Origin of the sequence: Kribbella sp., from assembly GCF_035655035.1 — a bacterium.
Classification (GTDB): Bacteria; Actinomycetota; Actinomycetes; order Propionibacteriales; family Kribbellaceae; genus Kribbella.
Map to the genome: position 1 here is coordinate 1 of NZ_DASRVN010000313.1, position 13539 is coordinate 13539.

Consider the following 13539-nt stretch of genomic DNA (forward strand, 5'->3'; position numbering starts at 1 on the left):
CCGGGGCGGGATCTGGGCGGGACTCAGAGGACTGGTCGGGATCCGGGCGGTTCGGTTCGCGGTCGGGTTCGCGTCGTCGCAGTTCGCCCACGGCCCGCCTTCCCCGAACGATCGGCACCAGGCAGCACAGTACTGCACACCGTGATGATGCAGACACAGTTCGTTGTGGATGGGAGGAGGTACTACGACGTCTCGGGCATACAGGCATACGAGTGCGCCGTTGCCGAGCGTGCGCCATTTACGGGGACCGGGCTGCGGGCTTGCACAGCGCCTCGGGGTCCGTCGGGCGAACCTCATCCTCGCGGTCCCGCCACATCGACCCCGTCGTACCGCGCAATCGGCCAATCCGGTCGCCCGGGCGCGGGACCGTGAACACCCTGTGGCGACTGGAGACAAGCTATTGCTTGTTCCCAGAGTCCATAGCTTGTGCCCAGTCCCCAGGAGGTATCGCATGAGGTCGAGCCCCCGGCGATCAGGAGCTCCAGTTCCCGTCGCGGCCGACCCGTCCACCGAGTCCGCGTACGGCAGGTCGAAGCAGGCCCCCTGCCGACTACCTAGCGCGGTGAGTTGGCGCCCGCACGACTCACCGCACACCGAACCGCCGCCCCGCACCGTACGAGCCGTACGAGCCGTACGAGCCGTACGAGCCACGACCCGTCGCTGATCCGGAACTTCTGCATCACGAGCCGCACGAGCACAGCCTTCCGCCTGTCGTCGGGCCTGCCGCCCACACTGCCACCCGCGCCACCCACCACTCCGGCCTCCACGAACCACGCCGGCCAAGCAGTCACCCGCGAGCGGTAGCTCGCAACACCCGGCGTCAGCCGGGCACTGCCGGCGGCAGCCGGTGGGCGGGTGGGCAGCACGCGGGGGGCTATCCGCCTGAGAGCAGTTAGATGTAGTTGGCGTGGTCGGATTGGACTTGGGCTACTAGGTCTTTGACTCGTTCGCCGTCGGAGAGCGGGCAGACCATGGTCACGTCCTGGGTGTGGACGATGATGTGGCTGCGGAGGCCGACGGTGGCTACCAGGTGGTCGGGGTCGTCGGTGACGATGATGTTGTCGTGGGAGTCGAGCAGGCAACTGAGGGTGGTGCTGTCGGTGCGGTTGCCGTTCGGGTCGGCGTCGTACGTGTCGGCCAGCGCGGCCCACGAGCCGACGTCGAGCCAGTGCACGGGCATCGGTACGACGACCACGTCGGCGTCGACCTTGCCCTGGGAGGCGGGTTCCATGACGGCGTAGTCGACGCTGATCTTGCGCAGGTTCGGGTAGATCTCGGCGAGGGTCGTGTCGCGGGCGGGGGTGTCCCAGACGGCGGCGACCTCGCGGAGTCGCGCGGCGGATTCGGGGAGCAGGGTGTCGAGGACGTTCAGGACGGTGGACGCGCGCCAGACGAACATCCCGGAGTTCCACCAGAACCGTCCGGTGGCGAGGTACTGCTCGGCGGTCTCGCGGTCCGGCTTCTCCCGGAAGCGGTCCACGACGTACGCCGCTGTGCCCTCGATCGGCGCGCCGCGTTCGATGTAGCCGAGGCCGGTGTGCGGGTGGGTCGGCTCGATGCCGAACGTGACCAGCGACCGGCCGCGCGCCTCGACCACCTCGAACCCGTGCTCGATCGCGGTCCGGAACTCGTCCTCGGGGCTGATCAGGTGGTCGGACCCGACGAACGCGACGACGGCGTCCGGGTCGTTCCGTGCGACCACGGCGGAGGCCAGACCGACGGCGTTCGCGGTGTCGCGGCGGGCCGGTTCGCCGATGATGTTGTGCGGGCCGAGCTCGGGGAGTTCCTTGCGTACGACGTCCGTGATCGCGCCGACCGTACAGACGTAGATGTTCTCCGGGGCGACCAGCCCGAGCAGGCGGTTGTACGCCACCCGCAGCAGCGACTGCCCGGCCGCCAGCGGCAGCACCTGCTTCGGCCTGTCGTCTCTCGACATCGGCCACAACCGCGTCCCCGAACCGCCCGCCAGGATCACCACGTTTCGCATGCGGAGACCCTACCGGTCGTCACCAGGAGGAAGACGAAGGTGCTGGAGGTCCGGCGGTACGGGCGAGGACGGCCGCCAGAACAGATCCGACTCGCCGTCCAGCGCGGTCGCCGGCGCGTCCGTGAGGCGGAAGCGGTCGCGCAACCGCCCGTAGAAGTCGGCCGGGCGCAGCCGTACCAACCGCAACCGCCGCGGCGATCCGTACACCCCGATCCAGTCCCCCGGATCGAGTACGCCGCGCAGCTGCCCGTCGATGCTCACCGCGGCCTGGCCGGAGTGCGGCAGCACCCGCAGCGCGATCGGCTCGTCCGGCGCGGCGACGACCGTACGGTTGAACGTCATGTGCGGTGCGACCGGGGTGAACACGATCGCCTCGGTGTTCGGCGACAGGATCGGTCCGCCGGCCGCGAAGCTGTACGCCGTCGACCCGGTCGGTGTCGCGACGATCACCGCGTCCGCGGAGTACGAGGCCAGCAACCGGCCGGACAGGTACACGCCCAACGCCACCTGGTGATCACGCGCGAGCTTCTCCACCACCACGTCGTTCAGCGCGGTGACGTCGAGCGCCATCCCCCAGCCGTCGCCCTCGGCGACCTCATGCCGTACGGGCGGCGGCGGCAACGCCGGACCGTGCCCGTACCGCAGCAGCGACTCGATGCCCGGCGGGATCTCCAACGGACGCGACGCCCGCATGGTCAGCGTCATCCGTTCCTCGTACGTCGCTCCGCCGTGGTGCACCGCCTCCAGCGCGGCCTCGACGTCCTTGCAGGCGACCTCGGTCAGGAACCCGACCTTGCCGAGGTCGACCCCGAGCACGGCGGCGTTGTTCTTCGCCGCGATCCGTGCACCGCGCAGGAACGTACCGTCGCCGCCGAGCGTGACGACCAGGTCCGGGTCACCGGCGTGATGCAGTTCCGCCGTCCCGGTCCGCCGTTCCTCGTGGTCCTTCCAGACGTCGATGTCGGTACAGCCGATGCCGTGCGCGTCCGCCCACCGGCGGACCGTACCGGCGGTCTCCACCGCCACCGGACGCCCCTGATGAACCACCAGACCAAGCCGCGAGATCGCCACACCACACGGTAACCCGGCGGCTCACTCCGGGCGGGTGGCACTCACGATCGGGTCGGTCTCGTCGTCGAACTCGCCGATCACCTCTTCGAGCAGGTCCTCCAGCGCGACCACGCCGATCGCCTGCTCGCCGCCGCAGACCACCGCGAGCTGCGACCGCTCGTCGCGCATGGTCCGGATCGCCTTCGCCACCGGGGTGTTGTCGCCGAGCTCGAGCGCGGCCATCATCAGGTCCGACGCCCGGCTCGTGGTGTCACCGGCGGTGGTCGCACGGGCCGCGTCGCGAACGTGCACGATGCCGCAGATCCCGGCGGAACCGTCGACGACCGCGAGCCGCGAATGCCCCTCGCGGCGGCTGGTCAGCTCGATCTCCCGGGCCGACGCGGAAGCGGTAACCGTGGACAGCCGAGCGATCGGAGTCATCACCTGACCGACCGTGGTGTTCTGCAACGCGAGCATCGCGGTCAGCAGCTCGTGCTCCGGCTCCTCGAGCGTCCCGTGTTCGCGGGAGGACTCGATCAGCAGCCGCAGCTCGTCCGGCCCGTGGGCGTTGGCGATCTCGTTCTGCGGCGTCACGCCGACCAGCCGGATGCACAGGTTCGCGATCCAGTTCAGCACGCTGAGCAACGGCCGGACCGCGTACGTGAACCCGCGGAACGGCAGCGCCAGGATCAGCGCGGACCGCTCCGGGTTGCTGATCGCCCACGACTTCGGCGCCATCTCGCCGAGCAGCACGTGCAGCAGGCCGATCCCGCCGACCGCGATGATCAGCGCGATCACGTGCCCGACACCCTCCGGGATGTGCACCAACTCGAACAGCGGCTGCAGCAGGTGCGCCACGGCCGGCTCGCTCAGCGAACCGAGCCCCAGCGTGCACAAGGTGATCCCCAGCTGCGCCCCGGCGAGCATCAGCGACAACTCACTGACGCCGGCGATCGCGGCCCGCGCGGACCGGCTGCCGGACGCCGCCGCCTCCTCGAGCCGGTGCCGTTTCGACGCCACCAGCGAGAACTCGGCCGCGACGAAGAACCCGTTCAGCGCCAGCAGTACGACGGAAACGATCAGCGCCCAGGTCGTACTCATGCCACACGCTCCATCAAGACAATGCCCGGCACGCGCCGCTCGATCGTCTGCACGGTGAGCCGGACGAACTCGGCCGGCACCGGCTTCCCGTCGTGGTCGATCCGCTGCGGCAGCTCCACCACCAGCGAGTCACCGACGTCCGCGATCCGGCCGAGCCGCGCCATCACCAGCCCGGACACGGTCTCGTAGTCGTCACTCTCCGGCAGCGGTACGCCGGTGGCCTCCGCGACCTCGTCGAGCCGCCAGCGGGCCGGTACCACCCACGACCCGTCCCCGCCCTGGACCAGCCCGGTCTCCGGCAGGTCGTCCTCGTCGCGGATCTCGCCGACCAGTTCCTCGGCGATGTCCTCCAGCGACACGATGCCCGCGAACCCGCCGTACTCGTCGACGACGATCGCCAGCTGCCGGCGCGCGGTCCGGAGCCGCTCCAGCACCGCGGGCAGCGGCAATGTCGTCGGTACGGCGACCGGCTGCGTGGCCAGTGACCCGACCGCGATCGTCGCGCGATCGGCCGGTTCGAGCTCGACGACGTCGCCGATCGCGACCACGCCGACCACCTCGTCGACCGACTCGCCGACCACCGGGAACCGGCTGTGCCCGGTGTCCTGCAGCTCCACCACCCGGGTCAGCGGCTCGTCGCGGTGCACGGTGACGACGTCGACCCGCGGCACCATCGCCTCGCCGGCGGTCCGGCCGCGGAAGTCCAGGCCGCGGTCCAGCAGCCGCATGGTGTCCTCGTCCAGCAGGCCTTGCTCGTACGACGTCTCGATGATCCGGTCGAGCTCCTGCGGGGTCGCGCCCTGCGGCAGCTCCTCGACCGGCTCGATCCCGACCCGGCGGAGGATCCGGTTCGACGCCGAGTCGAACAGGTGGATCACCGGCCCGGCGACCGTCAGGTAGACCAGCGTCGAGCGGGACAGCCGCAGCGCGATCGCCTCGGCGCGAGCGATCGCGAGGTTCTTCGGGGCCAGCTCGCCGAGCACCATCTGGATGATCGTTGCCAGCAGCAACGCCAGGATCACCGAGACGGACAGGCTGACGGGCTCCGGTACGCCGGCCGCGCCGAGCAGGTGCTCCAGGCCCGCGCCCAGGTACGGCTCGGCGAAGTACCCGGCGAGCAGCGCGGTGATCGTGATGCCGACCTGGGCGCCGGACAGTACGAACGACAGCCGCGCGGTGACCTTCAGCGCCCGGCCGGCCGCCGCGTCACCACCCTCGGCGAGCGTCCGCAGCCGGCTCCGGTCGACGGCGACGTACGCGAACTCCTGGGAAACGAAGTAGCCGGTGGCAACGGTCAGCACCAGGATCAGGCCCAGGCCGGCCAGGATCAACATGACCGAACCCTATGAGAACTCCGGCGACCGCGGGACCGCGGGGTCGGCCGCGCTACTGCTCGGGCGTCGTCGGAGTCTGGTCCTGCGGCTGGGTGGGAGCGGGCGCCTGGGGCTGTGCCGGGGCCTGAGCCGGCTGCGGGGGCGCCTGGGTGGCCTGAGCCGGAGGCTGGGCCTGGGCTTGGGCCTGGGGCTGGGTGACCTGGGGCGGGGTTTCGTCGTCGCCCTGGCGGGCCTTCTCGAACTCCTTCATGGCCTTGGCCGCGTTGCGGGTCAGTTCGGGCAGCTTCTTGGCCCCGAACAGGAGTACGACGATGACGAGGATGACGATCCATTCGCCGCCCTCGGGCAGCGCTAGCTCCGGCACCATGGGTAGCCCTTCTTTCCACTTGTCTCCCTCTCCAACGTACGCCTGTCCGCGAACCGTAGGGTGGGCCATATGTCACGAGTCCTGCCCGACCTGTTCGCGGCCGCGGTCCGCCGGGACGGCGCGAAGCCGTTCCTCACCTACTACGACGACGCGTCCGGCGAGCGGATCGAGCTCAGCGCGGTCACGACCGCCAACTGGGTGGCCAAGACCGCCAACCTGCTCCAGGACGAGTACGACGTCGAGTCCGGCGACACCGTCGCCATCGGTCTCCCGCCGCACTGGCTCGGCGTGGTCTGGGCGCTGTCCACCTGGGCGGCCGGCGCCGCGCTGACCAGCGGCACCGGGACGATCGCGATCACCGGCCCGGACCTCGAGATCCGCGGCGAGCGTGAGACCGTCGCGTCCGCGCTCCTCCCGCTCGGCGGCCGGTTCCGCGACCCGCTGCCGGACGGCGTCCACGACTACGGCGCCGAGGTCTACAACCACCCCGACGTGTTCTCTCCGTACGACGCCCCGGCGCCCACGTCCCCGGCGTACGACGAACTCACCCACGAGCAGTTGATCGGTACGGCGGAGCCCGTCGCCGACCGGATTCTCGTCACGCGGACGCTCACGGACCGAGACGGGCTGAGCCTGCTGGTCGGGGTGATCGCCGGAGGTGGTTCGATCGTGCTCTGCCGCAACCTGGACGCCGCGAAACTGGAGCGCCGGGTCGCGGACGAGAAGGTCGACCGAGTGCTCGATTGAACAATCTGGAGGGGTGACGTGCGGCGGTTCGAGGGCAAGGTAGCGCTGGTCACGGCGGCGGCGCAGGGAATCGGGTCGGCGGTCGCGCGCCGGCTGGCCGACGAGGGGGCGTCGGTGGTGGTGACCGACCTCCAGAAGGACAAGATCGCCGAGGTCGCGAAGAGCATCGGCGACCAGGCACTGCCGGTACGCGTCGACGTGACGAACCGTGACGACGTGGACGCTGCCGTCGCGGCCGCGGTCGAGCGGTTCGGGCGGCTGGACGTGGTGGTGAACAACGCCGGCGGCTGCATCGTCCGGTCGGTGCCGGAGGACGCCACCGCCGAGGAGTTCCACGCGCAGCTGGACCTGACGCTGGTCGGCGCCTCGCGCTGTATCCAGGCCGCGCTCCCCCAGCTGGTGAAGCACCGCGGCAACGTGGTCACGATCAGCTCGGTGAACGGCCTGGCCGCGTTCGGCAACATCGAGTACGCCGCCGCCAAGGCCGGGCAGATCGCGCTGTCCGTGAACTACGCGGCCCGGTACGGCGAGCTCGGCGTCCGCTTCAATGTCGTTGCCCCCGGCACCATTCGGACGCCGAACTGGGACAGCCAGCCGGACACCCTGGAACGGTTCGGCAAGCTGTACCCACTGGGCCGCGTCGGCGAGCCGGAGGACATCGCCGCGGCCGTCGCCTTCCTGGCCTCGGACGACGCCTCCTGGATCACCGGTCACACGCTCCCGGTGGAAGGCGGCGTCCTGACCGGCCCGGGCGGGATGGGCCTCGGGCCGTCCGGCTACTTCAAGAAGGAGTACTAGCGGGGCCAGGCCTCCCACGCGGTCGCGAACATCTGGTCGACCGTGTAGGTGTTCCGCCAGCCGAGGTCGCGCGCCGCGAGGTCGCCGTTCGCCACCACGCGGGACGGGTCGCCCGGACGGCGCGGGCCCTCGGACGGGGTGAAGTCGATCCCGGTCACCCGGCGGGCGGCGTCCATGATCTCGCGGACCGACGTACCGGTTCCGCTGCCGAGGTTGTAGACCCGCTCCAGGGTCTTGCCGGCCTCGAGGGCTCGGGCGGCGGCGACGTGCGCGCGGGCCAGGTCGGCGACGTGCACGTAGTCCTTCACCGACGTACCGTCCGGGGTCGGGTGGTCGGTGCCGTAGATCTGCGGGGTCTTGCCCTGGGTAAGCAGGTTGCAGACGATCGGGAACAGGTTGTACGGGCTGGCGTCGTACACGGTCGGGTCGCCGGAGCCGACCACGTTGAAGTACCGCAGCGACGTGTGCTGCAGGTCCGCGGCGGCCGCCTGGTCGCGGAGCAGCCACTCGCCGATCAGCTTCGACTCGCCGTACGGCGACTGCGGGTCCGGCGCGGTGTCCTCCGTGACCACCTCGTCCTTCGGGGTTCCGTACACGCCGGCGCTGGACGAGAAGACGATGTTGCGCACCGACTTCTCCGCCATCGCGTCGAGCAGCGACACCATCGCGGTCACGTTTTGTGTATACGTATGCAACGGCCGCTCCACCGACACCCCGGCGTACTTGAACCCGGCCAGGTGCACGACCCCGTCAACCCCGTCGAGCGCCTCCCGCACGGCCTTGCCGTCGAGCAGGTTCGCCCGCACGAACGGCACCCCGTCCGGCACGAACTCGGCCTTCCCACTCGACAGGTCGTCGATCACGACCACACCGATCCCGTCGTCCCGGAACGCCCGCACCACATGCGCCCCGATATACCCAGCACCACCAGTCACAAGCCACGTCATACCTGGAATCCTGCCATCCCGACCCCACCGAACCCCCGAGAACGGGCCGAACCCGTACCAACCGGCAACCGCCGGCTCATCGGGTGGCGGGTTTGAGTTTGGGGGTGAGCAGGAAGGCGCCGGCGTAGAGGAGGGCGGCGATGACCAGGAGGCCGTGGAAGCCGATGATCAGGGCGGCGTACTCGAGGCAGCCGCCGAGCATCGCGCCGAGGAGGTTCGCGCCGAAGGACGCGGTGCCGTCGGCGGTGTCGGTGAAGCGTTTGGCGAAGATCACGTTCGCCGCGAAGATCGGCAGGAACGCGATCAGTACGGCGACCAGCGCGCGCAGCCCGACCGGCATCCCGAGCAGCCAGCTGTCCGGGAACACCCACGACAACGCGAGCCCGCCGAACAGTACGGCGAACATCACCTTCACCGGTGGGGTCTTGAACCGCCTCGTCACTTCGACCGCGGCGAGCACCGCCACCAGCACGCCCGCGAACACGATCGCGTTCACCACCCACGTCGTACCGAACAGCAACGCGAACCCGGTGATGCTCTTCGTCTCCAGCAGCATGAACCCGGCGCCGAGCAGGAACAGGTCCGCGTACGGGCGCATCCGCCGGTACGACGACCCGCCGCCGGCGATGCCGACGCCGACCAGGCCCGCGACCAGGATCAGCCCGAGCGTGACCAGGTACAGCGACGGGATCCGGTCGGTGAACAGGTACAGGAACGGCCGGTTGTCGGTCGCGGGCGGCGGCGTGATCTCACTCGGCCCGTTCCACGCGGTCCCGCAGGTCTGGTCCTGCTCGGTCAGGCCGACCGTGACGACGGCCTGCTGCAGACCGTCACCGATCTTGTCCACACACGGCTTGTGCCCGAACGCCGCCTGGGCGGTCGAGGCGAGCCGGTCGATCAGCCAGCCCTCGCGGTAGTAGTTGTACATCGCGAACGCGCCGCCCGGGTTGAGGTGTTCGCGCGCCGACTCGAACGCCTGCTTGGTGAACAGGTAGCTCTCCAGCCGCAGCGAGCTCGCACCGTTGACCAGGGTCAGCGAGTCCGGCAGCGCCAGCAGGATCATGTCGTACTTCTTGTTCGTCCGGGACAGGTACGCCCGGCCGTCGTCGATGTGCGAGGTCACCCGCGGGTCCTGGTACGGACGGTCCGGGTTCAGCGCCTTGCCGAGATCGCGGATCCGCGGGTCGATCTCGACCGCGTCCACGTGCGTGGCGCCCTTCTTCAGCGCGATCGCCACGTCCGACCCCGAACCGGCCCCGATGATCAGCACGTTCTTCGGCGTCTTGCCGGTGACCGCCCGCTCGTACGGCAGGCCGTACTGCGGCTCCCACTGCAGCCGGGAGTCCGCGGGGATCGCCTGCTGGTGCGGTACGCCGTTCACGGTGATCGTGAGCAGCGGGACGTTCTTCCAGGTGTACTGCTTGGTCTTCACCTTGTAGTACGGCGACCAGCTGAGGTCCGGCCGCGTCGACTCGTGGAACAGCACACCGAGCATCACGAGCAGCGGCGCCAGCACGAGCGCGGCGCTCACCGCGGTGGCGACGAGCCGGGTACCGGAAGCGGTCCGCGGGATCAGCAGCGCCGCGAACACGATCGTGACGATCAGGCCCCACCAGATCGGTGGCGCGCCGAGGAACGACAGCGCGGTGAACGAGACGATCCCGACCAGACTGCCCACCAGGTCGAAGCGGTACGCCGTCAGCCGCGGCAGCTCCGCGAAGCAACGGCCGACCAGCTCCGCCGGACCGGCCAGCACCACCGCGGCCGCGACGAAGATGATCGGCAGGATCACCCAGACCGGCGGGCCGGTGGTGTTCAGGCTGGTGAAGTAGATGACGCTCGACGAACTGCCCCGGTCGACCGTGACGGGTTTCCAGGCGATCACCAGGACCAGCAGGCCGAGCATGATCGGCGAGTAGAACGGCAGCCGCTTCGCCCGGCTGGAACGCAGTACCCCGATCCCGATGCCGAGGAACGAGCCGAGCAGCACGAAGTTCGAGAAGTAGCTCAGGTGGACGACGTTCGAGCCGGTCCAGCGGATCAGCGCGAGCTCGGTGAACAGCATCAGCGCACTGGACGCGACCAGTCGCGTCCGTACTCCGAACGGGCTCGGCCAACTGGGCGTGGAGACATGGTCGGTTGCGGAGTCGACAGCCATGCGGGGCGACGTTACCGGATTTCGAAGTGGCGTGCGTCACCCCGCGGCTGTCTTAACACAGCGTCAGCGGCGGCGGGCCGGCTTCGGCAGCTCGCAGCCCGACTTGTTCAGGTCGATGGTCCGGTTGGCGGTCAGGCAGGTGTACAGCCACCAGGTCTGCTCGCCGTACGCCGCGCCCTTCTCGACCGTGACGTTGCCTCCTCCGTCCACCTCGCACGGGTTGTTCACGGTGCAGCGCTCGCCGTCCTCGTTGCCGGTGTTGTTGATGCCGATCATCTCGCCGGTGGTGGTGCTGACCACGGGCGATCCCGACGTACCGCCGATCGTCTCGCAGCCGGGCTGGTGGTACTTGATCGAGTTCTGCCAGGTCCAGTCGCCCTCGCGGAGCTGCGGGATGGTGGCCTGCACCGAACACGTGTAGATCCGCTTCCAGTACCCGGACACGACCGCCATGCCGGCACCGTCGGCCGGGGCCTGCTTGGCCAGCGTCAGCGGGGTGACGTTCAGCCGGCTCTTGATCGAGGCGTACGTCTCGTTCACCTCGTACACGATGAGGTCGGTCTTGGTCATGGTGCCGAACAGGATCTTGTCGGCGCGGACCGTACCGGCCCGGCTGGAGTCCGGGTTCAGCAACGTGATCGACCGGGTCGACGCCTTGTTCACCAGCACCTGGCCGGGCTGCAGGAACCCGCCTTCGTAGCAGTGCCCGTTGGTGAGTACGAGGGCCTTGTCGGTGTCGACGGATTCGGCGTACCGGACGAGGGAGGCGGAGCAGTTGCTGAGCGCGGCGATCCCGGTGAAGTCGGCACCAGGGGCTGCTTGGGCGGCGCTGGTACCGAGCAGGGTTGTGGTCGCGACCGCTGCGGCGGCCAGAAGCGTACGGAAGAGTTTCATGGGGGCGGTTTCCTCACTGGTTGTACGTAGAGGACTTCGTAACGCATTCGTCCGCCGCCGACCATCACAACTGTGTGAAGCAGGGTGAGTGCAGGGGTTTTCCTGCGCTCCGTGTCCGGACTGCTACCCTTCGTCTCCGGATCCGCCCGGGTGCGAACCATTGGTACCACCGGCACGTCGTACCAAGTGATGCCAAGCAACCAGGTACGGTCGGGAGCAGACCGCCCGGAGGGACTGCCTGGGAATTTTCAGGGGAAGGACGTCATGCCGCAGGAGAAGCCAGACCTGCGCAGCCTCCGCGAGCCGGTCCGGTTCAAGCGGGCGCTGACACTGCTGTTGATGACGCTGATTCTGCCGGGATCGGCCCAGATCGTCGCGGGTTCCAAGAAGGCCGGCCGCTGGGCCTGGCGGGTGGTCGCCGGGCTGATCGCGATCATCGTGTTCCTGGTGATCCTGGGGCTGATCTGGCGCTCCGGGACGATCAACATCCTGGCCCGGCCGGGCACGCTCCGGCTGGTGCAGATCCTGCTCATCGTGCTCGCGGTGGGCTGGGCCGCGCTGTTCATCGACGCGTACCGGATCGCCCAGCCGCTGACCCTGGAGCGCAACCACCGACTGATGACCAGCATCCTCGACGGGGCGCTGATCTTCGTCGTGGTCGGGGCCCTGGTCTACGCGAGTGCGATCGTGAACACCCAGCGCGACTTCGTGGCCAGCGTGTTCGGCAGCGGGACGAGTTCGAAGGCCGACAAGGGCCGCTACAACGTGCTGCTGCTCGGCGGCGACTCGGGCGCGGACCGGATCGGCACCCGGCCGGACAGTATGACGATCGCCAGCGTCGACGCGAACACCGGCCGGACCGTGCTGATCGGAGTCCCGCGGAACCTGAGCAAGGTACCGTTCCCGGAGGGCACCGCGATGGCCAAGCAGTTCCCGCAGGGCTTCCAGTGGAAGAACTGCACCCCGAACTGCTGGCTGAACGGCGTGTTCACCTGGGCGACCGACCACAAGAACCTGTTCCCGGGCGACCCGCATCCCGGAGTGACCGCGACCAGGCAGGCCATCCAGGCGATCACCGGACTGAAGATCAACTACTACGCCCTGATCGACCTGACCGGCTTCCGCGACCTGATCAACGCGGTCGGCGGGATCACCCTGGACATCAGCGTGCGGGTTCCGATCGGCGGCGAGAGCTCACCGATCAAGGGGTACATCGAGCCGGGCAAGAACGTGCACCTCGACGGGTACCACGCACTCTGGTTCGCCCGCTCCCGCGCCGACTCGTCGGACTACGCGCGGATGGCGCGGCAGAAGTGCGTGATCGCGGCGATGCTCAACCAACTGTCGCCGCAGGTCGTACTGACGAAGTTCCAGGGCATCGCGTCGGCCAGCAAGGAAGTCGTCCAGACCGACGTCCCGGCCGGTGAGCTCGGGACCTTCACGGACCTCGCACTGGACGCGAAGAAGCTACCGGTGTCAAGCTTCTCCGCGGTTCCGCCGCTGATCAAGGGCAGCGACCCGGACTTCGCGCTGATCCGGACCAAGGTCGCGGAGACGATCGCGAAGTCCGAATCGCTGGACAACGACGGCGCGGGAGGAGACGGTAAGACCTCGACCACTCCGCGTAGTACCGCGGGGAGGTCCAGCAGCACCCCGAGCACCAGCCACACCAAGCAGCCGACCAAGAAGCCGACCGGTTCCTCGAGTACCACCCCACCCGCCAACGGCGTCGACGACGTCGCATCGATCTGTAAGGCCTGACCTGATATGCCGCTGTCCCACTGGCCACCCGTGTCCGTCGTGATGCCCGTGCTGAACGAGGAACGTCACCTCGAGGAGGCGGTCGGCCGCGTCCTCGAACAGGACTATCCGGGTGAGCTCGAAGTCGTACTCGCGATCGGCCCGAGCAAGGACCGGACCGAGGAGATCGCGGACAAGCTGGCCGAGAAGGACCACCGGATCAGCATCGTGCCGAACCCGACCGGCAAGACGCCGGCCGCGCTGAACGTCGGGATCGCGCACGCCAAGCACGACATCCTGGTCCGGGTGGACGGGCACGGCGCGCTCACCGACGGGTACATCACCCGCGCGGTCGAGGTGCTGGACGAGAGCGGCGCGGACAACGTCGGCGGCGTGATGGCCGCCGAGGGCCGGAC

General features: G+C 69.2%; 12 protein-coding genes. 4 read left to right on the forward strand and 8 right to left on the reverse strand.

The features are described from left to right. Positions 1-892 precede the first annotated feature (892 nt). From VFF46_RS17960 to VFF46_RS17980, 5 genes are all read right to left on the reverse strand, one after another. On the reverse strand, positions 893-1987 hold the full coding sequence (locus VFF46_RS17960) for a mannose-1-phosphate guanylyltransferase (protein ID WP_325038286.1): 1095 nt from the start codon (positions 1985-1987) through the stop codon (positions 893-895). A gap of 9 nt (positions 1988-1996) precedes the next feature. Next, positions 1997-3013: an NAD(+)/NADH kinase gene (locus tag VFF46_RS17965; protein ID WP_325038287.1), complete on the reverse strand. Its 1017-nt coding sequence runs from the start codon at positions 3011-3013 to the stop codon at positions 1997-1999. A 66-nt stretch (positions 3014-3079) separates the two neighbouring features. Continuing rightward, positions 3080-4138, reverse strand: a complete 1059-nt coding sequence (locus VFF46_RS17970; RefSeq protein ID WP_325038288.1) for a hemolysin family protein — start codon at positions 4136-4138, stop codon at positions 3080-3082. After that, a complete protein-coding gene (locus VFF46_RS17975; protein WP_325038289.1) occupies positions 4135-5472 on the reverse strand; it encodes a hemolysin family protein in 1338 nt (445 codons plus the stop codon). Before VFF46_RS17975 ends, VFF46_RS17970 begins: the two co-directional genes overlap by 4 nt. Positions 5473-5524: 52 nt before the next feature. Continuing rightward, complete coding sequence (locus VFF46_RS17980) at positions 5525-5839, reverse strand: twin-arginine translocase TatA/TatE family subunit (RefSeq protein WP_325038290.1); 315 nt, start codon at positions 5837-5839, stop codon at positions 5525-5527. A 69-nt stretch (positions 5840-5908) separates the two neighbouring features. Here VFF46_RS17980 and VFF46_RS17985 point away from each other — a divergent pair, with 69 nt between their 5' ends. Together VFF46_RS17985 and VFF46_RS17990 are read left to right on the forward strand one after the other, a co-directional pair. Beyond that, entirely contained in the window at positions 5909-6586 is a 678-nt protein-coding gene (locus tag VFF46_RS17985; protein WP_325038291.1) for a TIGR03089 family protein, read from the forward strand. 18 nt (positions 6587-6604) lie between these two features. Next, on the forward strand, positions 6605-7384 hold the full coding sequence (locus VFF46_RS17990) for an SDR family NAD(P)-dependent oxidoreductase (RefSeq protein ID WP_325038292.1): 780 nt from the start codon (positions 6605-6607) through the stop codon (positions 7382-7384). Here VFF46_RS17990 and galE read toward each other — a convergent pair. From galE to VFF46_RS18005, 3 genes are all read right to left on the reverse strand, one after another. Continuing rightward, positions 7381-8331 carry a UDP-glucose 4-epimerase GalE gene (gene galE, locus VFF46_RS17995; protein WP_325038293.1) on the reverse strand — a complete coding sequence of 317 codons (951 nt, stop codon included), beginning with the start codon at positions 8329-8331 and terminating at the stop codon, positions 7381-7383. The two genes, VFF46_RS17990 and galE, sit on opposite strands and share 4 nt — an antisense overlap. A 76-nt stretch (positions 8332-8407) precedes the next feature. Beyond that, on the reverse strand, positions 8408-10489 hold the full coding sequence (locus tag VFF46_RS18000) for a spermidine synthase (protein ID WP_325038294.1): 2082 nt from the start codon (positions 10487-10489) through the stop codon (positions 8408-8410). A gap of 63 nt (positions 10490-10552) precedes the next feature. Continuing rightward, positions 10553-11383 carry a serine protease gene (locus tag VFF46_RS18005; RefSeq protein ID WP_325038295.1) on the reverse strand — a complete coding sequence of 277 codons (831 nt, stop codon included), beginning with the start codon at positions 11381-11383 and terminating at the stop codon, positions 10553-10555. 264 nt (positions 11384-11647) lie between these two features. Here VFF46_RS18005 and VFF46_RS18010 point away from each other — a divergent pair, with 264 nt between their 5' ends. Both VFF46_RS18010 and VFF46_RS18015 read left to right on the forward strand, forming a co-directional pair. Beyond that, positions 11648-13144: an LCP family protein gene (locus VFF46_RS18010; protein ID WP_325038296.1), complete on the forward strand. Its 1497-nt coding sequence runs from the start codon at positions 11648-11650 to the stop codon at positions 13142-13144. Positions 13145-13150: 6 nt separating this feature from the next. Beyond that, positions 13151-13539 (forward strand): glycosyltransferase (locus tag VFF46_RS18015; RefSeq protein WP_325038297.1); only part of this gene is annotated, 389 nt, incomplete at its 3' end.